The 22,733-nt window shown below is 70.2% G+C and carries 19 protein-coding genes and 2 pseudogenes; 11 read left to right on the top strand and 10 right to left on the bottom strand.

Annotation, left to right across the window (positions count from 1 at the left end; translation table 11 throughout):
* Positions 1–110: 110 nt before the first annotated feature.
* Positions 111–719, bottom strand: a pseudogene (locus CRV15_RS37830) (MFS transporter); the annotation flags it as partial.
* Positions 720–1,042: 323 nt separating this feature from the next.
* Entirely contained in the window at positions 1,043–2,029 is a 987-nt protein-coding gene (locus CRV15_RS01745) for an Lrp/AsnC family transcriptional regulator (protein WP_009998072.1), read from the bottom strand.
* A gap of 235 nt (positions 2,030–2,264) precedes the next feature.
* Here CRV15_RS01745 and CRV15_RS01740 point away from each other — a divergent pair, with 235 nt between their 5' ends.
* Entirely contained in the window at positions 2,265–2,666 is a 402-nt protein-coding gene (locus CRV15_RS01740) for a Rid family hydrolase (RefSeq protein WP_003956997.1), read from the top strand.
* Positions 2,667–2,749: 83 nt separating this feature from the next.
* Here the strand turns inward: CRV15_RS01740 and CRV15_RS01735 are convergent, their stop codons facing one another.
* Entirely contained in the window at positions 2,750–3,529 is a 780-nt protein-coding gene (locus CRV15_RS01735) for an alpha/beta hydrolase (protein WP_003956996.1), read from the bottom strand.
* A 587-nt stretch (positions 3,530–4,116) separates the two neighbouring features.
* Here CRV15_RS01735 and CRV15_RS01730 point away from each other — a divergent pair.
* Positions 4,117–5,379, top strand: a complete 1,263-nt coding sequence (locus CRV15_RS01730) for an NAD(P)/FAD-dependent oxidoreductase (RefSeq protein ID WP_003962595.1) — start codon at positions 4,117–4,119, stop codon at positions 5,377–5,379.
* Between the two features lie 355 nt (positions 5,380–5,734).
* Here CRV15_RS01730 and CRV15_RS01725 read toward each other — a convergent pair whose 3' ends face one another.
* The 4 genes from CRV15_RS01725 to CRV15_RS01710 form a co-directional block, all read right to left on the bottom strand.
* Positions 5,735–5,923 (bottom strand): hypothetical protein, encoded by a 189-nt coding sequence (locus CRV15_RS01725; protein ID WP_003956994.1) that lies wholly within the window; start codon positions 5,921–5,923, stop codon positions 5,735–5,737.
* Positions 5,924–6,001: 78 nt separating this feature from the next.
* Positions 6,002–6,556 (bottom strand): GerMN domain-containing protein, encoded by a 555-nt coding sequence (locus tag CRV15_RS01720; RefSeq protein WP_003956993.1) that lies wholly within the window; start codon positions 6,554–6,556, stop codon positions 6,002–6,004.
* Positions 6,553–8,025 carry a sensor histidine kinase gene (locus tag CRV15_RS01715; protein ID WP_003956992.1) on the bottom strand — a complete coding sequence of 491 codons (1,473 nt, stop codon included), beginning with the start codon at positions 8,023–8,025 and terminating at the stop codon, positions 6,553–6,555. Before CRV15_RS01715 ends, CRV15_RS01720 begins: the two co-directional genes overlap by 4 nt.
* Positions 8,022–8,723, bottom strand: coding sequence for a response regulator transcription factor (locus CRV15_RS01710; RefSeq protein WP_003956991.1), 702 nt, complete (start codon positions 8,721–8,723; stop codon positions 8,022–8,024). Before CRV15_RS01710 ends, CRV15_RS01715 begins: the two co-directional genes overlap by 4 nt.
* A 148-nt stretch (positions 8,724–8,871) precedes the next feature.
* Between CRV15_RS01710 and CRV15_RS01705 the strand changes: the two genes are divergently transcribed.
* The 5 genes from CRV15_RS01705 (at position 8,872) to CRV15_RS01685 (ending at position 13,709) form a co-directional block, all read left to right on the top strand.
* A complete protein-coding gene (locus CRV15_RS01705) occupies positions 8,872–9,681 on the top strand; it encodes a polysaccharide deacetylase family protein (protein WP_003962596.1) in 810 nt (269 codons plus the stop codon).
* Positions 9,682–9,927: 246 nt separating this feature from the next.
* Positions 9,928–10,752: an SGNH/GDSL hydrolase family protein gene (locus tag CRV15_RS01700; RefSeq protein ID WP_003956988.1), complete on the top strand. Its 825-nt coding sequence runs from the start codon at positions 9,928–9,930 to the stop codon at positions 10,750–10,752.
* A gap of 100 nt (positions 10,753–10,852) precedes the next feature.
* Positions 10,853–12,139 carry an acyltransferase family protein gene (locus CRV15_RS01695; protein ID WP_003956987.1) on the top strand — a complete coding sequence of 429 codons (1,287 nt, stop codon included), beginning with the start codon at positions 10,853–10,855 and terminating at the stop codon, positions 12,137–12,139.
* An 848-nt stretch (positions 12,140–12,987) separates the two neighbouring features.
* On the top strand, positions 12,988–13,188 hold the full coding sequence (locus CRV15_RS37825; protein WP_157849187.1) for a maleylpyruvate isomerase N-terminal domain-containing protein: 201 nt from the start codon (positions 12,988–12,990) through the stop codon (positions 13,186–13,188).
* An 11-nt stretch (positions 13,189–13,199) separates the two neighbouring features.
* The gene (locus CRV15_RS01685) at positions 13,200–13,709 is read left to right on the top strand and encodes a DinB family protein (protein ID WP_003956986.1); all 510 of its coding nucleotides are present in this window, start codon (positions 13,200–13,202) and stop codon (positions 13,707–13,709) included.
* Between the two features lie 47 nt (positions 13,710–13,756).
* Here CRV15_RS01685 and CRV15_RS01680 read toward each other — a convergent pair whose 3' ends face one another.
* Positions 13,757–14,419, bottom strand: coding sequence for a GntR family transcriptional regulator (locus CRV15_RS01680; protein WP_003956985.1), 663 nt, complete (start codon positions 14,417–14,419; stop codon positions 13,757–13,759).
* 130 nt (positions 14,420–14,549) lie between these two features.
* On the opposite strand from CRV15_RS01680, the gene lhgO reads away from it, so the two are divergent.
* From lhgO to CRV15_RS01660, 3 genes are all read left to right on the top strand, one after another.
* Entirely contained in the window at positions 14,550–15,797 is a 1,248-nt protein-coding gene (lhgO, locus tag CRV15_RS01675; RefSeq protein ID WP_003956984.1) for an L-2-hydroxyglutarate oxidase, read from the top strand.
* Positions 15,798–15,893: 96 nt separating this feature from the next.
* On the top strand, positions 15,894–17,297 hold the full coding sequence (locus CRV15_RS01670) for an MFS transporter (protein WP_003956983.1): 1,404 nt from the start codon (positions 15,894–15,896) through the stop codon (positions 17,295–17,297).
* A gap of 920 nt (positions 17,298–18,217) precedes the next feature.
* Positions 18,218–19,849: an amidase family protein gene (locus CRV15_RS01660; protein WP_003956981.1), complete on the top strand. Its 1,632-nt coding sequence runs from the start codon at positions 18,218–18,220 to the stop codon at positions 19,847–19,849.
* A 30-nt stretch (positions 19,850–19,879) separates the two neighbouring features.
* Here the strand turns inward: CRV15_RS01660 and CRV15_RS01655 are convergent, their stop codons facing one another.
* Together CRV15_RS01655 and CRV15_RS01645 are read right to left on the bottom strand one after the other, a co-directional pair.
* On the bottom strand, positions 19,880–20,614 hold the full coding sequence (locus tag CRV15_RS01655) for a response regulator (RefSeq protein WP_003956979.1): 735 nt from the start codon (positions 20,612–20,614) through the stop codon (positions 19,880–19,882).
* 459 nt (positions 20,615–21,073) lie between these two features.
* On the bottom strand, positions 21,074–21,514 hold the full coding sequence (locus tag CRV15_RS01645; protein WP_003956977.1) for a hypothetical protein: 441 nt from the start codon (positions 21,512–21,514) through the stop codon (positions 21,074–21,076).
* 648 nt (positions 21,515–22,162) lie between these two features.
* On the opposite strand from CRV15_RS01645, the pseudogene CRV15_RS36485 reads away from it, so the two are divergent.
* Positions 22,163–22,656: pseudogene (locus CRV15_RS36485) on the top strand (response regulator transcription factor); the annotation flags it as partial.
* Between the last annotated feature and the right edge of the window lie 77 nt (positions 22,657–22,733).

The following is a 22,733-nucleotide window of genomic DNA, read 5'->3' as shown; positions in this document are numbered from 1 at the left end:
GGGCTCGCGCTGCGCCGTTCGATCAGCACGAAGGCGGTGAGGCTCACCGCGCTCAGCGCGAGTGCGGACACCACATGCGCCTCGGTGAAGGAGCCGGCGCCGCCCTCGATGACGCCGTACACCAGGGCGGTGATGGCCAGGGCGGCGGTGAACTGGCCCGGCCAGTCCAGACGGCGCGCGCCGGGGGCCCGCGAGTCGGTGAGCAGTGGTACGGACGCCGCCAGGGTGAGGACGGCCACGGGTACGGCGGGCAGGAATATCCAGCGCCAGGAGACGTGGTCGAGGATTGCCCCGGCCACCAGGGGGCCGACGGCCAGCGCCGCCATCAGCGAGGCGGCCCAGATGCCGACCATCCTGCCGCGCTTGTGCGGGTCCGGTACGGCGTGGCTGATCAGAGCCAGGGTGCTCGGCAGCAGCGCCGCCGCACCGGTACCGGCCAGGGCCTGTCCCACCAGCAGCGTCGCCGTCGAATCCGCGAACAGGGCGACCGCCGCGCCCGCGGTCGCGAACACCAGGCCCGCCTGGAAGACCTTCTTGCGGCCGTGGACATCCCCGACGACACCGGCGGTCAGGATCAGCGCCGCCATCGGCAGGACGAACGCCGCCGAGACCCAGGAGAGCTGCGCGGTCGTCGCCTGGAACGCCCGCTGAATGGCCGGCAGGCTGACGGAGACGGTGGTCACCGGCAGGTAGGCGACGAATACGCCGACGCAGGCCATGATCAGCGTTGCCGTCCCTCGCTGTCTCGCTCCGGGCACCGTCGTGGTCGGGTTGGGGGTCGCGGTCGTGGCCGCCTGGACAGTGCTCACGTCGTGCTTCCTCGCTGATGTGGGGTGGGATCGACGGCCTCCACCCTCCGCTCCCGCCGGCCCCGCACCCAGCCGGAGCCCTGGAGAGCTCGGAAACCGACATGCGTACGGAGTTCTCCCTGGTTTTCCGACATGCCTCAGGTGTCGCCGACCCAGGGCCGGGAACGGTGCGGGGGGCGAGCCGGGTGGGGGCTGGTGTCGGCCTCTCGCGGCAGCGCCGCGCGGCGGCAGTGCTAATCGGCGAGAACGAAGCGCCCGTGGGAGATCAGGGACGCCGACCGTTTGAGGCTGCGCGATCGAAGGCTGACGCTGTGGCGGCTGATGCCGGGGATCTTCGCCAGGTGATGGGTGAGATAGCGGTAGAGGTCCTCGGTGTCGCGGCAGATGACGACGGCCATCAGATTGTTGTCGCCGGTGATGGCTCCGGTGAAGGCCACCTGTGGATGGGTGGCGATGTCCGCCCCGGCATGGTGGAGGAACTCCGGTGCGACGCTGAGCCAGAGGGTGGCGGTGACGTGGAAGCCGAGCCGCTCGGGTATCAGTTCCACGTCGTAGAAGAGGGCGCCGGATTCCTCCAGGACTTCCAGCCGCCGGGCCACGCGGGCCTTGGACCAACCGGTGAGCTGGGCGAGGCGGGTGTGGCTGAGCCGGCCGTCACCGGCGAGCGCTTCCAGCAGCGGTGCGTCGTCCTCGTCCGGGAGCGCGGGTGCGCCGGCCGCCCGCGGTCTCCTTCCGGCGGTCAGTCCCCGAATCTGCTCCTCACCCAACTCGCCACCGTGCCCCGTCCAGTTGGTGCCGAGACCGCCGAAGGTGTGCAACATCATGTCGACCTGGACGTCCAGGACCGCCGTGGAGCTGTGCATCCGGTCCAGCAGGAAGGGGCTGCGTCCCGAGTCCAGGGGAGAGCGGATCGCGCACACGATCTCGGTCCCGCCGGTCGAGAGGTGGGCGTAGGCCACCTCCGGTTGCCGGACCAGCGACTGGGCCAGCGGGAGTACCCGGTCGGGCCGGCAGCGGACGCGGGCAACCCATTGGACCTGGCCCGTGATGGCCGGATCAACCAGCCCGACCACGTTCATGGCACCGGAGCGCCGCAGCGCGTGGAAACGGCGTGCCGCCGTCTGCTCAGAAACACCCACGGCCTCGCCGATGCTCTTGAAGGCGGCACGCGGAGCCCGCTGCAGGGCATGGAGGATGTTGACGTCTATGTGGTCGAGCATGGCGGAATCAGCGCTTTCTGAGCCCTGCCGAGCGGGGTTCTCCGGATTTCGGGAGATCTGCTTGGCGATCTCATCACTTGTCTTTGATTCTTGCACGGAAGCCGGACGGGACGGTGAACGCCCGAGGTGGTGAAACCATCCCTCCCGTGATGCGGCGCATCGCGCGCAGGGCACTCGGAATGGCGTGGCGCCGCCAGGCTGTCACAGCGGCAGAACGATGAAGCAAGGAGCAGAGATGAGCCGTACGGAGATCGGCCCGCGCGTGGTGGGCGGAAAGCTGATGTACAACCACGCCGTCCGGGTCGACGGGACGCAGAGCCTTTTGTTCGTCGCGGGCCACGAGGCGCGTGACGACCGGGGAACCGTCGTCCACAAGGGAGACATGGCGGGCCAGATCAGACTCACGATCGAGCGGCTCGGCAGCACGGTCACCGAAGCGGGGATGACGATGGCGGACGTAGTGCAGATCCGCGTCTTCACCACCGACCTGGCCGAGTGCAAGGCACAGTACGGGGTCCTCATGGACGAGCTCGCCGCGGTCCACTGCCGGCCGGCCAGCCTCCTGGCCGAGGTCAGCGCCCTGTCCGACCCGGACATGCTGATCGAGATCGAAGCCCTCGCCGCGACGGGCATCTGACCTGGACGGTCACCACCACGCGGCTCGCGGCCGGGACGGAGCGGGGTCCCGGCCGCCGAGCGGCGTGGCCCGGTGAGGGACTCTCACCAGGTCTTGTGAGTGAGCCAGGACTGGATGCGGTCCGCCGTCTCCCGCCAGCGGGGCTCCAGCGCCACGTTGTGCGAGCGGTCGTGCAGGAACAGGTAGTCGGAGCCGAACCAATCCGCGCTCCGGCGGACGGCCTCCGCCCGGACGATCACATCGTGTTCGGCCGCGATGAAGAGGGACGGTCCGCCCAGGCGCGTACGGTCCACGCTCACCAGGGCGTTCACCCCTTCCTTGATGGCCCGGGGCGATTCATCCGAGAGAAGCGCGTGGTAACGGCGCGCATCCTCCTCGGAGGCGCCGCCGAGGTAGAGCTCCCACGCCCGCTCGAAAGGCCCGGAATTCACCGGAGTCGTCGGATCGATCTCCACATCGACGTCGAGACCGACCTCCGCGCAGATGGCCGGTGTGATGTGGATCTGCGCGGCCACGGGATGGTTCTCGGCGTACTTCTGGGCGACGATGGCGCCCATACTGTGGGTGATGAGGACGGGCGGCTCCCCGGCGACCCCGACCACGGTCTCCAGCTCTTCCACGGTGTCGACCAGTGAGCGCTTCAGGAACTCGCCGGCGGGCAGGTCACGGGATCCGCGGTGGTTGAACCAGCTGAAGGCATAGCAGTTCCGGCCCTGAGCGGCGAAGTACCGCAGGTGGTTCTCCCACACCCAGCTCCCGTGGCCTGCGCCGTGGACGAAAACAATGGGCGGGGCGACCGGGTCGGTTTCCGGCGCCGCATGCTCGATGAAAACGCCGTCCACTGTCATCTGTTCAAAATGCATCGCGACTGTCTCCTCACCGGCTGCTCTCGCAGCCGCAGTGAATCGTCTTTCTTGCTCGCGCCATCTTCCTGCCATGGCCGAAAGCTTTTGTAAGAGCCGGCACTGCTCGAGCGGGCCGCATGAAGAAGTGGTCCTGCTCCGCTCCTGTCATTCTCTCGACAGTGCCTGCAAGCAGCCTAGTCGGCTGCGGAGCGGTGCTTTTTGGCGGCGTCCGATGCGTGGAGGATTTTCATGCTCATGCCGCTCGGTGTCAGGGATCTTCGAGCTTTTCAATCCACTTTCGGAGGTTATTTCACGGGACTTCGAAAAAATTGACAAGCTATCAACACCGGCCTTCCTTCCGGTCGGTGTCTTTTGCTCATGTCCTGTTCGGCCCGTCAAGGGCTGTAAGGATCACATCGGCAAACGTGAGCGTTTATTCCGGATGAGGGTTCGCGGAATGCTACGGTTTTCTCTGTTCGGTCCATATCGGCCATCAATTCCCCCTCCGTGTCGCGCGGCGCGTTCCCGCTGCTCTTCCGGAACCCTCATGTGAGCCGCCGACACCCCTGCTGCCCGATGAGTCACCAGAGATACGAGGTTGCGCGATGAACGAGATGCAAACGCGACAGCGGGTACGCGGTGTGGTGGTCGTCGGCGCGGGCGTGGCGGGTGTGCAGACGGGTGTCGCCCTGCGGGAAGGGGGCTTCAGTGGCCCCGTCACTCTGATCGGCGCCGAACCCCATCAGCCCTACGACCGGCCCCCTCTCTCCAAGGAGGTCCTTCTGGGCAGGGCCGAGGACTCGGCCTTCGAGGTCGACTTCGCGGCGCTGGGCATCGACCTGCGACTCGGCTGTGAGGTGACCGGCCTCCGCCACGCGGCACGAGAGCTGGACACCGATGCGGGCCCTGTCCCGTACGACATCCTCGTGATCGCCAGTGGCACCGAGCCCGTCACCCTGCCCGGCACGGCGGCTGTCCCCGGCGTGCACCTGCTGCGCACCCTCGACGACGCTCGCCGCCTGAAGCCCGTTCTCGAACGCCGGGACGACATCGTCGTGGTCGGAGCGGGCTGGATCGGTGCCGAGTTCACCACCGCCGCCCGGCACGCCGGATGCGCGGTCACCGTCATCGAGGCCGCCGCCCGTCCCCTCGCCGGAGCACTGCCCGCCGAGGTGACCGCCCCCATGGCCGACTGGTACACGGAGGCGGGCGTCACCCTCATCACCGGCGGACGCGTGTCCTCCGTCGAGCCCGGCGCCGTCGTCCTGGCGGACGGCCGGCGCGTTCCCGCGGACGCCGTGGTCGTGGGCATCGGCGCCCGGCCGGCCACCGGCTGGCTCGACGGCTCCGGGATCGGGACCGGCCCGGACGGGGCCATTACCGCCGACACTCGCCTGCGCACCTGCCTGTCCGGCGTGTACGCCGTGGGGGACTGCGCCTCCTTCCCCTCGGCACGCTACGGCCGACGGCTGCTGGTGCACCACTGGGACAACGCACTCCAGGGCCCCCGAACGGCCGCCGCCGACATCATCGCCCGTACGGTCTCGCACGGTCACCGGCCGACCGGACCGATGCCCCAGCCTCCGGAGAACCATGACCCGGTGCCGTACTTCTGGTCCGAGCAGTTCGGCCGGTACGTGCAGTACGCGGGCGACCACCGGGACGCCGACACGCTTCTGTGGCGCGGCAGTCCCGCGGACCCCACCTGGTCGGTGCTGTGGCTGTGTGACGGAGCACTCGTGGCCCTCCTCACCGTCGACAGGCCACGGGACCTGGCGCAGGGGCGCCGCATCATCGAGACGGGCAAACGTTTGAACCCCGAGATGGCCGCGAACCCCGTGGCCGCGTTGAAGGCCGCTGTCCGCTGAGCTGACCGGCCGCCGCCCGGACGGCCGAAGCGATCCCGGCCCAGAGGTCCCGGACAGCCGTCCTACCGCCATGAGCGAGGCTGGATTCCTCGCCCCCGCAGGCCCCCTGGTCTCCGCGGCGACGGTCTGCCGAAGCCTCCGAAAGGGGCGGCTAGGGTGTGTCCTTTGCGGCGGTTGCTGGAGACGTACAGGCAGGGGTAGTCGCTCTCGGTTTTCCGCCGTCGAGGCGACGCGGCGATCCCTTCGGAGCCTGGGGAACCAAGGACCAGCCGGAGCTCGTTCGGCGACGTGCGTGGCCGCGCCGCGGCGCACATGGTCGCGCGCCCCGCGCCGCATGGGAGTCGGCCGTGCTGTCTCAGGCGAACTGTTTGATCTGGCGCAGCGTCAGCGCCGTCTCCACGGTGTGGATGCCCTGGAGCGTGCCGATTCGGTCGCTGAGGCAGACGCAGAGATCCTCGGTGGTGCGGTGGAGGGTCGTGGCCACCAGGTTGGCCTGCTCGGTGACGGCGCCCGTGTGTGGCAGGACTGAGCTGGTGGACGGCATTGCACACTCTGGGGTGCCTGGGGCCTCTTGGTGATCGTGGCTGTGCGACGTGGGGCAGGCAGGTGCTCGTGCCGGGTGTCATTTGACGGGGGTCGCGGTGCCGTTGGGGCCGCAGCGGACCGTCCACGGATTCTCGGTACGGATGTTGTTCTCGTGGATGCGGATGTGGACCTGGGTCGCGGGTCTGTCGCCTGGGACCTGGGCGTGGGCGGCGGTGCAGACGATTTGGCTGACGGCCGTGACGTCCAGGTCGTCTGCGGCGACTTGGAGGGGGATGGAAACGTCGACGGTGCCGGTTGTCGTGGTGGCGGTGAGTCGACCGCCCATCGAGGGGACCTGGGTGGCCAGGCCGCGTTCGCGTTCGGCGGGGGTAGGGCCCTTCAGGAGCAGGTCGAGAGCCTGTTGCGGGTCGAGTGCCCGGTCCGTGGGGCGGGTGACGGCGCGGGGCCCGTAGGGGGAGGAGAAGTAGATGCGCACGGAGCTGTTCTCGGTGCCGGGTTGCGGAATGCCCGAGGCGGGCGCGCCCGCCTGCACCGGTCCGGTGGCGCTGATCCCGCAACCGGTGGCCGCAGCGACGAGCAGGGCGGCAGCGCAGCTGCGGAGGGCGTGCCGGCGTTGGAGGTGGTGGGTCATCGCTGTTCCTGGGGGGAGGCGGCGAGCGGAAGGGTGAGGATGAAGACGGCTCCGCGGCCGGATGTGTTGCCCGCGGTCAGGGTGCCGCCGTGCAGGAGGACGTTCTCCTGGGCGATGGCCAGGCCGAGGCCGCTGCCTTCCGAGCGGGTGCGTGCCGCGTCGGCTTTGTAGAAGCGTTCGAAGACATGGGGAAGCACGTCGCCGGGGATGCCGGGGCCTTGGTCGGTGACCGTGACGACCGCCTTGCCGTACTCGACTCGGGCGGAGACGGTGACGGGGGGACTGCCGTGGCGCAGGGCGTTGCCGATGAGGTTGGCCAGGACGACGTCGACACGACGGGGGTCGGCGTGTACCGGAACCGGGGTCGGCAGGTCGGTGCGGACGCGTTCGTCATCGGCCCAGCCGCGCAGCCGGAGGGTCTTGGACACGATGGCCCGCAGGTCCAGATCCTCCGCGTCCAGGGCGGCGGCCTTGGCATCGAAACGGGACACCTCCATCAGATCCTCGACCATCCGGGCGATCTTGCGGGTCTCCTCGCTGATCAGCCGGACGGCGTCGGCGGTGTCGGCGGGCAGGGCGCCGGACGCGGCGTCCTCGTCGAGGACCTCCGTGACGGCAACCATGGCCGCGAGGGGGGTGCGCAGCTCGTGGGCGACGTCGGCCGCGAAACGGCGCGCGCCCGCTTCCATGCGGCGCAGTTCGGCGTCGTCCTTCTGGAGGGTCGCGGCCATGGTGTTGAAGGAACGGGTCAGATCGGCGAGTTCGTCGTGTCCCTCGGCGTCGAGGCGGGTGTCGAATCTGCCTGCGGCGACGCGTTCGGCGCCGCTGCGCAGCCGTCGTACCGGGCGCAGCACGCTGCGTGCGGCGAACAGGGCCGGGATGACGGCGAGGACGAGTGAGGGTATCGCTCCGGTGCGGGCGGCGGTGACGAGAGCGGCGATGTCGGCCTGGTCGTCGTCGAGGGGGAAGGAGGCGTAGACGGTGAGTCCGGAGAGCTTGCCCGCGCTGGTGGGTCGTGTCGGGTCATGGGTGTAGGCGACGGGCATGCCGACGGACAGCCAGGGACGGCCGTCGCGTTCGGTGCGTTCGTATGCTGCCTCGCCCGTGTCCCGGACGGTTTCGCGGAGTCCGCGGGGCACGGGTGGTGCGTCGGGGGAAGCCGGAACGGGATCGCCGCCCTGGTACGAGGCGGAGGACCGCCATGCCCGGGCGCCTCCGGCCCGGTCGAGCTGGAGCGTCAGGTCGCGCAGGTCGTTGTTGCTGGGCGGCATGGTCAGGTCGGGGGCGAGGGAATCGAGCTGGGTGCGCAGGTCGGCGACGGCGGAGTCCTGGGTGCGCTCCAGGATGGCCGAGCGGGCCTGCTGGAAGGTGAGGCCCGCGGTGAGCAGCGCGCCGAACGCCGCGGCCAGAAGGAACGCCGCGACGAGCCGTACCCGCAGCCCCCGGGGGAAGGAGAGCCGGGTGTTCACTCCACGGGTCCGAAGCGGTAGCCGAAGCCGCGCACGGTCTGCACGTACACTGGCCGGCGCGGATGGTTCTCGATCTTGGCGCGCAGCCGCATCACACAGGCGTCGACGAGTCGGACGTCCCCGTAGAAGACGTACTCCCAGACCTGCTCCAACAGCTGTTGCCGGCTGTAGACCTGGCCCGGGGCTGCGGTCAGGAACAGCAGCAGCTTGAGCTCGGACGGGGCCAGGGCCAGTTCGGCGCCGTGTTTGGTCACCACCAGGGTGGTGCGGTCCACCGTGAGGTCGCCGTAGTGCTCCGCTCCTGCCGGAGGTATCGCCTCCTGGGCGTCCTGGGCGGGTGCGACCCGGCGCAGGACGGCCTTCATCCGGGCTTCGATGATCGCGCCGCCGGCCGGTTTGGTGATGTAGTCGTCGGCACCCGCCTCCAGGCCGACGACCATGTCGATCTCGTCGCCCCGCGCGGAGAGGATGATGATCGGAACCTGCTTGCTCTCCCGGATTCGGCGGCACACCTCCAGGCCGCTCATCTGCGGCAGCATCAGATCGAGCAGGACCAGGTCGGGCCGGTAGCGCTCCAGGGCGAGGAGTCCGGTCTCGCCCCGGGCGGCGACCTCCACGTCGTGACCCCGGCGACCGAGCGCGAGCGAGACGCCCTTCTGCACGGCGGGGTCGTCTTCGATCAGCAGGACTCGTGCCATGGGCGGTGCTCACTTCTCCGTCTGCTCAGTCGGGGCGAGGGGGTGTATTCGACCAGGATGCTCGAAGGGTATGACGCTTTTCCCCGCACTTCATGATGAAACGATGACAACCGGCCGCTGCCGATCCATGACCGGTTCTGTCGGAGCCATGAGCAATGACACACACAGCGCCCGGCACGCCCGCCCAGTCCGACGGGTGGTGGTCACCACCGCCGTGGTCCTCGTTCTGGCAGGAACGGCCGCCGTCGCCACGACGCTGGATACGGGCGACAAGGCAACCAGCGACAATCCGGCGGGCCCGAACACGGCTGCCGATCCCGCCCCGCCCACACCCGCCCTGCCCACACCCGCCGTGGACCCGGCCATCGTCCGGGAGTCCGAGGACAACGGGAAGACGGTGAACCTCACGCTCGACGACGGCCCCGACCCACGCTGGACCCCCCAGGCACTGGAACTGCTCAAGCGGTACAAGGCCCAGGCCGTCTTCTGCCTGACCGGCCCGAACGCCGCCGCCCACCCCGACCTCGTCAAAAGGATCGTCGCCGAGGGACACCGGCTGTGCGACCACGCGGTCAGCCACGACACCGCCATGGACAAGAAGCCCGTCGCCTACCAGCAGAAGGAAATCCTCGACGCCAAAAAGATGATCGACCAGGCATCCGGCGGAGCCCGCATCTGGTACTACCGCGCCCCCGGCGGCGCCTTCACCCCGCCGAGTCGCCGGATCGCGGCGGCCCACGGGATGCGGAACCTCGGCTGGAACGTCGACCCCGGCGACTTCCGCCGGCCCGGCGCCGACATGATCGTCCGCGCGGTGAAGAACCAACTCCCCAAAGGGCCGACCGTTCTCCTTCACGACGGGGGCGGGAACCGCGCCCAGACGATCGAGGCCCTGGAACAGCTTCTCCCATGGTTCACCGAGCAGGGCTACGCCTTCAGCTTCCCCCGGGCCACATAGCGCTCGCCCGAGAGCTCCGCTCCCGCCGCGAGATCGATGCCGCCGGCCGTACGGGACCGGGCCGGACCGCCGGAGCCGTCCTCGACAGGACGTACCCGCCCCACACTCCTGGCCGCACCGACCGGCACGGCCGGACGCTGCTTCGGTGACCAGGGCTCCGGCAACGTATGCCGACACGTCTCCCAGCACATGACGAGACGATGACAGCCCTCCCGGCCACCCCACCCGGCCGGTTTCGCTGGAGTCATGAACAGCACGAACTCTTTCTCTCCCCGACGTCGGCACACCATCGGCCTCGCCCTCCTCGCGGCGACGAGTGGGCTTGCCCTCACCGCCTGCGGTGGTGCCGACAACGCTCGTACCGGCACCACCACCACGGCAACCGCAGCACCCGGCGACCAGCCGTCCGCCGGCCGTGAGAAGAAGGGCACGGGGCCGAAGAAACTCCTGTGGATGGGCGACTCCATCGGCGAGGCACAGGCCCCGGCTCTCGGGGCGGCGATGACCGCCGGCGGCGTGGACTTCACGTCCATGGCCGCCGCCGGTGGTGGCGGCGTCATCGGCGAGATGGCCGCCCCGACCTGGGAATCACTTCCCAAAGAACTGGCCTCGTTCAAGCCGGACGTCGTCGCCTACCAGATCACCACCTTCGACTGGGGTACTCCACAGGAGCAGCGCGCCGCCTACGAGCGCCTGGCCGAGACCGTGAACGACGCGGGCGCCGAACTCGTCATCGTGTCCGCACCCCCCTTCAAGATCGACGACTTCTACAAGCCCCACGCGGCCGCGATCAACGCCGCGCCGAAGTCGGCCAAGAACGTCGCCGACCAGCGTCCGGACACCGTCCACTTCCTCGATGCCTCAACGCTATGGGGCAACGACAGCGCCGCGGCCAAGGCGCAGCGCAGCAAGGACGGCATCCACTCCTGCCAGCAGGGCTCGGCAGCGTTCGCGCAGTGGTTCGGCAAGGAGCTCAACGCGCTCTACGCCTTCACCCCGGCAGCGGCCGACCAGTGGGCCACAGGGGCATGGACCGCGGAGAAGGTCTACGGAAAGTTCGGCTGCTCGTAGCTGGCGGAGGGACACAGCGGCCCTGCCCGCACCGGACACCGACACAGAGGTGCCGCGGCCCATGCCCGGCCGCGGCACCCGGCCTTCCTGACGGAGAACCATGACCGCCCAGACGCCCCCCTCCCACCGACGCTCCCGCTCCCGGACCACGGCTCCGCCGTCACCCGCCGGGCGGCACATCGCCCCTCTCGACGGACTGCGGGGGCTCGCCGTCCTGGGCGTGCTGTTCTTCCACGCCGGCCACTTCAACGGCGGCTTCCTCGGTGTCGACCTGTTCTTCGTCCTGTCCGGCTTCCTGATCACCGGTCTGCTGCTGAGGGAGGCACGGACACGCAACGGCCGCATCGACCTCCCCGGCTTCTGGGGACGGCGCGCACGCCGACTGCTTCCCGCGCTCGCCGTCATGATCGCGGGCACCCTGCTGCTCCTGTGGACCTTCGGCCCGCCGGTCCTGCTCCGCCACGCCCTCGACGACACCCCCTGGGTGCTGTCGAACCTCACCAACTGGCACTTCATCGCCGACCAGGTCGGCTACTGGCAGGCCGGCGACACCCGGGTCTTCGGTCATCTGTGGAGCATCGCCGTCGAGGAGCAGTTCTATCTCCTGTGGCCGCTGGTGATCGGCCTCGCGGCCCGCGGCCGGCACGGAGACCGGTGCGTCGCCGCGGTGGCCGTGACCGGCGCCGCCCTCTCACTGATCGCCATGATCGCCCTCACCAACCCGGTCGACACCACCCGCGTCTACGAGGGCACCGACACCCGCGCCTTCTCCCTCCTCCTCGGCGCACTCATGGCCACCGCCCCCGCGGTTCGCCTCCTGGCCCGCATCAGCGAACGAACGGCCGGATGGTGGGCCCTCATCCTGGCCTGCGGGATCGGCGCCTACTGGATCACCGCCGACGGACAGAACTCCCCCTCGCTCTTCCACGGCGGGCTCTTCCTCCACGCACTGGCCGCGGCCCTGCTGATCGCCTGCCTCGCCCGGGCCCCGCGCACCCCCCTCGGACAGATCCTCGGCACGCGCGCCCTGCGCTGGTTCGGCCTGATCTCCTACAGCCTCTACCTGTGGCACTGGCCCGTCTACCTGATCCTCAGCGAGGAACGCCTCGGCATGGCCGGCTGGAGCCGTACGGCCCTCATCCTCGGCGTATCCATCGCAGCCGCCGCCGTCTCCAAGACGCTCGTCGAAGACCCCATCCGGTTCCGTTCCCCCTGGGCACAAGGCCGCACAGGAGCAGCCGCCCTCCTCGCCACCTTCATCGCACTGGCAGCCCTATGGGCGCTCATCCCCGAACCACGAACCGGAGCCGGCACCGTCGACATCACGCGCCTCACCTCCGGAGCACCCGCCGAACCCGGACCCCGCCCTCCCAGCGGCGCGCTTTGATCAGTTCGGACGGCCGGCGTCCCAGTCGGCCCCCTACTGTGCTCGTGCGCCCGCTTGACCAGTGCAGGCACTGTTCTCAATAGCACGCCACCCGCAGGCCACAGAGTTGTGTCAACAATCCACCAACACGACAGCCCCTGGACCGTCGGGTCGGGGGGCTGCTTGTATCTCAGGCCCGTCGGCGGCTGAAGGCCCGCCGAAGCCGCCGGGACCGGGAGTGCGACGATCCGCGCACCGTCGTGCTCCCGCGTGATCGGCGAAGGAGCGTTCACTCACAAGAGGGCCCGCTGCCGGCAGGTCGAGGGCGGGCGAGTGTTCAAGCTGGTCCCGAGCTTGGCCCGACACGCATGCTCCCGTGCTGAGACTTCCCTCCCTTCTACGGCTCCAGCTGGCTCTTGTGGTGTGGGGCTATGGTGTGTCCTTTACGGCGGTTGCTGGAGGCGTACCGGCAGGGGTAGTCGGCGTGGCTGTGGTGACATCGACGGGTCGGTGGACGGAGCGGCCGAAGAGGCGGAGTGTGTACGGGTCTCCCGCCGGTCCAGGGGTGAACAGCCGGTGATGGCCTGGCGGATTGATGTGGGTCGTTCGCCGATTGCAGTCTCCGGCCGTCCTGGTGGGAGCCGGCTGTTCCTGGTGTCCGTGACGTGCGACGGGCCGCCCCGAACCGCTGCCTCGGACGGGGTCGGGTATGTCCGCGGGGGTCGTGCCTGCGGAGATCCGGTCCGCAGGGGCGAATGCGAGCAGGGTGACAGGGCGGCCGGCCGTGTCACGGGCCTGACCGGTCGATGACGGGGTCGGCTCGGTGACATGGGCTGACACCGGAGCGGAGGAGTGAAGCGGCGTCTTCAGTGCCGGAGCTTTATGGGCGGATCGCGGAGCGTTTCGGGGAGTTGATCATTAATTGCCCGCAAGGTGGATGGAAGGCCGCGTCTCCGTGTCCTGGTTGGACGGCTGGGGACGTTGTGGCCCACGTGGTCACGAATCACCGGCGAGCCGTCACCGGGCTGGATGGGTCGGGTTACTCGGCGCCGAGGCGAGGGCTTTCCTGAGGCGGGACGCGGTGTCCGAGGAGGTCAAGGCCGCTCTGCGTAACCCGGTGAAGGCACACGCGCTCCTGGGAGAGGAGTTCGGCTTTATCCCGTTCAAGGGGTTCGTGAGGCGGATGGCGTGCGCCGATACCGTGATCCACGGGTCGGATCCGGCGTGGGTGACCGGTCAGGACGAGGTACTGGATTCCGAGGCGGTGGCGACGGCGGCCGGGATCCTGCTGCCGGAGGACGGGGATATCCGGGTGCCAGGGGCGTTTGGTGCCAAGGTTCCTTCGGCCGCCGTTGCGGATGCCCGGACCAGGTTGCCGAATTTCCTGGGCCGGCGGATTCAGCGGGCTCTGCGGGTGGGCAACCCATCCCAGCGGATTGATCACACCCGCAGGGGCACCGACCTTACGTGCGCGGCGTCCTGTCCGGTCGTCACGCGGTGCCGGCCCCGTGCCGGAGCGGCGCTGCCGCTGTACGGACAGGCCGGCCAACCTCAGGGGCAGGGGCCGGGATCGGAGGTATCGGCGAACTGACCAGATACCCGACATGACCGGATCACCTGACACAGCACTACCGGGGGTCAGCTCTTCCGCTGTGCGGCCATGACGTGATCACGGCCGCCTTCGACGTGTGCGGTGATTGCGCGGCGCAGGGCCGCGGCGTCGCGGTTGCGCAACGCGTCGACCATCTGCTGGTGTTCGTCGTCGATGCGTTCGAGGTCGTGGCCCGAACGCACCCAGCGTCGGCTGTACGGCTCGACCAGGTGCAGCAGTTGGTCGATGAAGCGCAGGGTGAGTCTGCGCTCGGACAGGGCGTACACGCGTTGGTGGAACTCGTAGTTGAGAGAGGCGCGCACCGTGGCGTCGGCGCCCTGGCGGCGCATCTCGTCGGCGAGTTCCTGGAGTGCGTCGATGTCCCGGTCGCGACAGCCGCGCACGATCTCCTCGGACAGGTACGGCTCCAGCTGGAGGCGCAGCTCGAAGAGCTCGGCGATCTCGCCGTGGCTGAGTTCGGCGACGAGCATGCCGCGCTGCGGCACCACTTCGATCAGGCCCTCGGCGGCGAGCGTGTGCAGGGCCTCGCGCAGAGGGATGCGGCTGACCTCCAACTCGGTCGCGAGCTTCTCCTGCACCAAATGGGTGCCCGGAAGCAGTCCGCCGTTGCGGATGGAGCTGCGTAGCCGTTCGGCGATGACGCCGGCGCTGTTGCTCGTGCTGCTGGGGGTCCGGGCTGCTCGCGTCACTTCGTCACTCTATCCCTTGTGCTCCCCCGCAGCGACTGTATACATTCGCCACTCGTCGGGCTGAATGTATACAGCCACTGCGGACCACGCGTTCGCGCCATGCGTCCACGCCACCAGAAAGAGCTGCCGGATGTCACGTGCCATCGACGTCGCCGTCATCGGAGGAGGGCTGCTCGGGCTCGCCACGGCCCGAGCGCTGCTGCGTACCGGTCCCGACCTCTCCGTCACGGTCCTGGAGAAGGAGGCGCACTGGGGTGCCCACCAGTCCGGGCACAACAGCAACGTGATCCACAGCGGCCTGTACTACGCGCCCGGCTCCCTCAAGGCCCGGCTCGCCCGGGCCGGCGGCGAGGAGATGATCCGGTACTGCGAGCAGCACGACGTGCCCGTCAAGCGCACCGGCAAGCTCGTGGTGGCCACCTCCACGGCCCAGCTCCCCGGTCTGGACGCACTCGCGGAGCGCGGCCGGGCGAACGGCGTGACCGTGCGGCGACTGAGCCGCGGTGAGTTCGCCGAGCGGGAGCCGCACGTCGCCGGAGTGGCCGCGCTGTCCGTCGCGGACACCGCGATGACCGACTTCGGCCAGGTGTGCCGCGCGCTCGCCGCCGAGCTGACCGAACTCGGCGCCGAGCTGCGCACCCAGTCGCCGGCCCTGTCTTTCGATACCGAGGGCGACCGGACAGTGATCCGCACGCCCCGCGAGGAGCTGCGGGCACGGATCCTCGTCAACTGCGCCGGGCTGCACAGCGACAAGATCGCGGCGGCGGCCGGTGACCGCCCGACGGTGCGGATCATGCCCTTCCGCGGTGAGTACGCGGAGGTCAGGCCGGGGCGCCGCGGGCTGATCAACAACCCTGTGTACCCCGTGCCCGACCCCGAGCTGCCCTTCCTCGGCGTGCACATCACCCCCATGCTCGACGGCACGGTCCACGTGGGCCCCAACGCCGTGCCCGCGCTGGCCCGGGAGGGCTACCGCTGGCGCGACGTCGAACCCCGCCTGCTGGGCGAACTGCTGCGGGACCCGGCCCTGCGCGGTCTCGCCCGGCGCTTCTGGCGGCACGGGGTCACCGAGATCACCCGCTCGCTGGTCTGGCCCCTGTTCGTCCGCGAAGTCCGCCGCCTGGTCCCGGCGATCGAGAGCCGGGACATGCGACGGCACGGCAGCGGCGTACGTGCACAGGCGGTCACGGCGGACGGGCAACTCGTCGACGACTTCATCATCAACCGCACCCCGCGCGCCGTCCACGTGCTCAACGCGCCTTCCCCCGCGGCCACGTCGAGCCTCCACATCGGGAGCAGGATCGCGGCCGACGTCTTCGAGCAACTCGGTCACGAGGACGCGGCCCGGGCCGCACGCGAAGAGTCCGCTGCGACCTGACCGCCCCTCCCCGACCGACGCAGACTCCGCCCCCCACTTCCCCTTTCTCTGCTCCACCCCGCTCTTTGCTCTTTCAAAGGTGATCGAGGACAGCACATGGCGAAGCACCCGCAGACAGACGCGCCGGACTCCGGACCTCCCCCCGCCACCGCCCGCCGCCGCGTCGCCACCGCCACCATCGTGGGTTCCGCGCTGGAGTGGTACGACTTCTATCTCTACGCCTCCATGGCCGCACTGGTCTTCGGCAAGATCTTCTTCCCGCAGACCGACGACACGGCCGGAACCATGGCCGCCTTCGCGACCTTCGCGGCGGGCTTCCTGGCCCGCCCGCTGGGCGGCATCCTGTTCGGTCACCTCGCCGACCGCATAGGCCGACGGAACGTACTGATCATCACCTTCGTGCTGATGGGCGTCTCCACCGGACTGATCGGACTGCTGCCCACGTACGACAGCATCGGCGTCGCGGCGCCCGCCGCCCTGGTGGTCCTGCGCATCCTGCAGGGCCTCGGTTCCGGAGCCGAGTACGCCAGCGCCGCGGTGGTCGCCTACGAGCACGCCGACGAGAACCGGCGCGGCCGGCAGGGCGCCTGGCCTGCCCTGGGGCTGAACCTCGGACTCCTGCTGTCGTCACTGACGGTCACGGTGCTGACCACCATGGACGAGGACGTGCTGCTGGACTGGGGCTGGCGCGTCCCGTTCGTCGCGAGCTTCGCCCTCGCGGGTGTGGGGCTGTGGGTGCGACGCCGGGTGCCGGAGTCGCCCGACTTCCAGCGCGACAAGAAGAAGGAGCAGGACACGGCCCCCCGGATGCCGTTCGTCACCCTGCTGCGCGAGCAGCGGCGCAGCCTCCTCGTGGTGCTGGCCGTCTCGCTCGGCTACAACGCCCTCAGCTACATCTTCAAGACCTTCTCGCTGGCCTATCTCTCGGACTTCCAGGACGTCTCGGCGAGCGTCGGCGCGTTCGGCGTCACCCTGGCCAGTGCCACCGCCATCGTCTCCGTGCCGCTCTTCGGCTGGGCCAGCGACCGCTTCGGCAGCCGTAAGGTGCTCGCGGTCGGCGGCGTCGCTTCGGCGCTCTTCGCCTTCCCGTTCTTCGTCCTGCTCGACACGCGGAACTCCGTGGTGATCTGGGTCTGTCTGATCATCGCGACGGGCGTGCTGGCGCCGATGATGTTCGCCCCGCAGGGGGCCTTCCTCTCCCGCCAGTTCCCGGCGGACGTCCGGGTCAGCGGGGTCGGCACCGGACGGGAACTCGGCGCGGCACTCTCGGGCGGTCTGGCCCCGCTGGCAGCCCTGGCCATCGTCGGCGCCAGCGCGACCAACGCCACCTGGGGTGTCTCTCTGATCCTCGTCGGCGCGGCCGTCGTGGTCGTGCTCGGTGCCGCCTTCGACGGGGGCGCCCGCCCGGCTCCGCCTGCCGCACCGCAGGACTCCGACGGTCACCGGACTCCCGGACAGGCTTCGGAGCAGGACGAGGTCCCCGCGGGCCAGGCCCGCTGACGGCGCGTAACCCGCGAGACGAGGTTGGCCCGGACCGCACGGTCCGGGCCAACGAGTGCGTATCTGATCGTCCACGCGCCCGCGTAGCGGTTGCCGGACCTGTCCGCCTCGCCGGCCGGTCCCGGTGCCACCGGTCCCCCTTGCCGCTGGACTGCTTCCCGACACTCGCCTTGTGCGAGCCGGGCAGGCCGACGCCGTACTCGGTGGCACCGGCAGCGGAGTACCGACGAGTTCCAAGGTCTTGGCGACGACTCTGACTCTGGCAGGACGGTTGTTGTGCGTCCTTTACGGCGGCTGCTGGAGACGTACCGGCAAGGGGTAGCGGCAGAGCTCACCCCCAGGATGCGGCGGCCCCCGGAATCTTCCCCGGTGGGACAGGGCCGATGTGACGAGGCGCGTGGCCTTGAGCACGCGTGACGTCGGCCCTCCGCGCACCCTCGGTGCTCCGCAGGTCTCAGGGGGCGCAGAAGGATCTCCCGGGGATGCTGCCCCGCTCGCTGTCGGTGTGCGCGCGGGGCGCCTGGGCCGGTGGCAGTACTTCGCCGACCGGGACGCGCGGTCGGCCCCCCGGGCCGCGAGCCGGCCGTGTGCGGTCAGCCGCTCCGGGCTGCGCTCGGGCACCTGGGTGCAGGTGACGCCGTACCGCGCGGCGTCCGGGTCGGTGATGGTGACGATGCGCCCCGGGCGTGCGGGCGGGCGGGCCGTCATGACGTCCCCCCTCCCGTGTGAGGCCGTCCACAGCCGGGGTCCCAGGGGCGCCTCCCCCCGGAGTCCCAGAACGAATCCGGTGAATCAGGAGCCTGCTCACTGTCGGCGACGATCCCGCCGAACCTACTGTTTCTGCTCCATGAAGCCGTACGGCGCGCCGCTGACCAGCCATAACGGCAGGGAAGCCGCGCGTTTGGGAGTAAGGAGCCACTGTGCGACCGACCATCCGGACCACGCACTGCGCCCTGGTGGCCGCTGCGGTCATCGGGTTGACCGCCCCCCTGGCAGCTCAGGCCATGACGACCACCCGAGCCGAACCCCGGCCCACCACGGTGCGGGAGGCGCACCTGGAGCGGATGACCATCCTCGACATCCAGCGGGCGATGGACCGCGAGCGGCTCACCTCCGAGCAGCTCACCGACCTGTACCTGAAGCGGATTCGCGCCCTGAACCCCAGGCTCAGGGCCGTGGTCACGGTCAACCCCGACGCGAAGGGCATCGCGCGGGACAGCGACCGGAGGCGTCGTACGGATGGGGCGCGGGGGCCGCTGGAGGGGATTCCGGTGCTGCTGAAGGAGAACATGAACACCGCCGACCGCCAGCCGACCACGGCCGGGTCGGCCGCGCTCCTCGGGGCGCGGCCGAACCAGGACGCCGAGGTGGTGAAGCGGCTGCGCGCGGCCGGAGCCGTGATCCTCGGCAAGGCGAACATGACGGAGTGGGCCAACTTCCGTGACCCGCGGGCCGTCGCGGGCTGGAGCGCGGTCGGCGGGCTGACCCGGAACCCGTACGTCCTGGACCGCAGCGCGGGCGGGTCCTCCAGCGGTTCGGCCGCCGCCGCTGCCGCGAACCTGGCCACGGTGACGCTCGGCACCGACACCGGCGGTTCCATCGTCGACCCGGCGGGCCTGACGTCCACCGTCGGCGTGCGGCCCACGCTGGGTGTGGCGAGCCGTACCGGCATTGTGCCGATCTCCTCCCGTCACGACACCCCGGGGCCCGTGGCCCGCAATGTCACCGACGCCGCGCTCACCCTCGCGGCGATCGCCGGCACCGATCCGGCCGACCCGGACACCGCTGCCGCCGCCGGAGCCCTGCCCGCCGACATCGGCGAGATCCTGGACCGGGGTGCGCTGCGCGGCAAGCGCATCGGTGTCTGGCGCGCGGGCCACATCGGTGTGGACCGTGACGTCGACCGGGTCTTCGAGGCGACCGTGCGCAAGCTGAAGGCGCTGGGCGCGACCGTCGTGGAGGGCGCCGATGTGACCGAGCCGAAGGAACTCCTCGGCCATCTGCTGCCGGCGCTGCTCTCCGAGTTCAAGCACGACATCAACGCCTACCTCGCCGCGACGCCCGGCTCCCACCCGGAGAACCTGGCCGGTCTCATCGCGTACAACGAGAAGTACCGCGGTCTGGAGCGGATGGACTGGTTCGGCCAGATGTACTTCACGGAGGCGCAGAAGAACGGCGTCGACCTCAAGGACCCGGCGTACCGGGCGCACCGTGCCGCCGCCACCGACCTCGCCCGCCGCTCGATCGACGACGTGCTGAAGGCGGAGAAGCTCGACGCGATCGTCACCCCCACCGGCCTGCCCGCGCCGGAGGTCGGCCACCAGGCCAAGGAGGGGGACACCAATCCGTTCGTCAGCACGACCAACAGCTCGGTCGCCGCGGGCTACCCCCAGATCAGCGTCCCCGCCGGGTACACCGCGAAGGGACTCCCGCTCGGTGTGACCTTCCTCGGCACGAAGGCGAGCGACGCCAGGCTCCTCGGCTACGCGTACGCCTTCGAGCAGGCGGCGCAGGTCCGTAAGGCGCCGCGCCACCTGCCCAGCGTCGGGTGAGTGTGTCGCCTTTGCCGGGGGTGGTTCTCGTTATTCGCGTTCGCCTGCTCTGACCAGGCCTGCTTCGTATGCGGCGATCACTGCCTGTGCCCGGTCGCGGACCTGGAGTTTGGCGAAGAGCGCGGTGATGTGGTTCTTCACCGTCGACGGGCTGATGAACATCTCCGCGGCGATCCCGGTGTTGTCCAGGCCGGCGGCGATCAGCCGCCACACTTCCCGCTCGCGGGGCGTCAGCCCGTCCGGGACGCCCGTGGGTCTGGTCCCGGCGGCGGGCGTCGCGGGGCGTTGGGGGACTGTGACGTAGGAGGAGATGAGGCGGGTCAGCAGGCGGGGGGCGACCACCGCTTCGCCGGTGTGGACCACGTGCAGTGCGGTGACGAGTTCTTCGGGTGAGATGTCCTTGGGCAGGAAGCCGCAGGCGCCCGCGCGCAGCGCGGCGACCACGTGTTCGTCCATGTCGAAGGTGCTCAGTGCCAGTACCCGGCAGTCCGGCACCTGCCGGGTGAGCTGTTCTGTTGCGGCGATGCCGTCCAGGACGGGCATGCGGATGTCCATGACGGTGACGTCGGGCCGCAGCCGCTGTGCGAGTTCCACGGCCTGTGCGCCGTCGGCGGCCTCGCCGACGACCTCGACGGAGGGTTCGGGACCGAGCATGAGCACCAGGCCGCGGCGGACCAGGAGCTGATCGTCCGCGATCAGCACACGGATGACGGACCCCGCCGCACCCGCACCTGCCGCACCCGCCCCGCCCGCACCCTCCGTCATCCCGCTCACCGCAGCCGCACCCTCTGTCATTCCGCCGGTACCGTGTGTCGTCCCGTTCACCGCAGTGCTCCCTCTTCGTCCGGCAGCGGCAGGCGGGCCGTGACCCGGTAGCCCCGTCCCTCGCGCCGGCCCGTCTCCAGGGACCCGCCGTGCAGCCCGACACGTTCACGCATACCGATCAGACCGTAACCGGAACCGGGCGCGGGACCAGGACCGCCGGCCGGCCCGGGGCGGGGTGCGGACCGCTCGGGCCTTCCGTCCCCTTTGGCGTCGAGCGACCTGTCATTGCAGATGCAAGCGTTATGTAGAGAATAGTCCCGCATCAAAGCGCCGACAGCACCACTGACCGGGGTCGGCAGGAACGGAACCATGCCCGCGGGTCCGCTCGTGCCGGGACAGCCCGGTCCCAGTAGAGGGCGGCCGTTCGGCTCGGCGTGAACGTGCGCTGGTGATCCTCGGTCAGCGGCGGCCGGTGGTCAGGATGACGAGGAACTGGCCGCCGCCCGCCTCGATGGCGGCGGTCACCGGCAGCCCCGGTACGAGCCGGGAGAAGCGGTCCACCAGCCACTCCGCTGCTTCCTGGGCGTCCTGCCTGGTCGGACAACGGCCCACCGTCTCGCGGCCCCCCTTGCGCTCCAGCCTCGCGGCAACGGCGATCAGCGGCGCGGGTTCGACCACGTACAGGCGGTCCGGCCAGTCGATGACCACCTTGACCGCGCCCTTGCGGGAGTTGCACCCGCGGTGCGCGAGCCGCTCGGCGACCTTGGCCTTCCGGTCGGAGGTCCGGCTGTCAACGCTGGGCCCCAGCGGGTCGTTCACCGACGTGTCGGGGTCGACGGGTTCGTCGCACACCCAGCACCGCCAGCCGTCACGCTCGGCCACATCATCGAGAAGACTCATTCGAGCAAACTACCTGCCCAGTCGCCAATCCGCGCACCAGGGCCCGGGGACCGGGACAGCCGTGGTCCGTATTGTTCCTGAGCGACATAGGAATGATCTCCTTGGCCCGTCCCGCGCGCGGGTCGTAGGGGTGAACCACGTCGCCTTGCGGGTCGGTGCGATGATCGCGTCCAGGTTGAAGTTCCTCAATCCGTACTCCGACGGCAGGGTGCCCAGATCCGGGGTGGGCCAGGCGCCCATGTCGCCACGGGGCGCCGTGGGCATCGTCGGTGCGGGACGGGGGTCGCCGGTGGTACCCGTGACCCGTGACCGCGTTGCTCGGCGCGGACCTGTGACCGGCCTGGTCCCTGGCCAGGAGGGGGACGGGGGAGAGGCCGACCAGGGCCCGTACCCGGCCCGGGGCCCGGCATCGAGCGGGCGGTACCCCGGCGGGGAGACCGGAACGGTGATCCCCGGCCAACTCCCAGGACTCCCGGCCAACTCCCAGGACTTCCGGACGATCCCCAGGACTCCCACGTGACTGCCAGGTTCCACAAGGAACTCCCGGCTTCGATCCGCCCGCACCGTGCGGCGCCGGCCGATACTGCGCGCACGACCGGGTCGAGCCAACCGCCCCGCGGGGACGTTCGAGGGGCGCGGGTCCTCGTCGTGGAGGACGAGCCGAGCATCGCCGGCGTCCTGTCCAATCGCCCTGCGCTTCCACGAGTCGACGTGTCGACCGCCGCGACCGTCTGCCAGGCACGCCACCTCGCCGAACGGTCCGCCCGGACGCCGTGCTGCTCGACGTGATACTGCCGGACGGCGACGGCCGCGAACCCGGGCGCGAACGGCGGTCGGCGCCGCCCGAGGCGGGCACCGTCTTCGCCACCGCGCGGGACGCACCCGCCGAAGTCGTCGGCGCGCTCGGGTTCGGCGACGGCTACATCACCAGACCGTTCCACATCGACGAGGTCGTCGCCGGGATCACCACCGTGCTGCGCCGCACCTGCCCCGCGGACGTGCTGCCCCGGCGCGCGCCGCCGCGCCACGGCGACCTGGAACGGGACGAGACGACGCCCACGGTGCGCAGGGGCGCCCGCAGCGCCCAGCCCACCCCGGCCGAGTACGCCCTGCCGCGCTTCCTGGTCCGCAACGCCGGCCGGACGAGGGTGAGTGGCTGTGGCGCGTCCTTTACGGCGGCTGCTGGAGGCTTTCGGGGGGAGGAACCGCCGTCAAAGCC

The sequence above is a fragment of the Streptomyces clavuligerus genome (genome assembly GCF_005519465.1).
Classification (GTDB): Bacteria; Actinomycetota; Actinomycetes; order Streptomycetales; family Streptomycetaceae; genus Streptomyces; species Streptomyces clavuligerus.
This window is presented reverse-complemented; position numbering and strand designations above follow the sequence as displayed.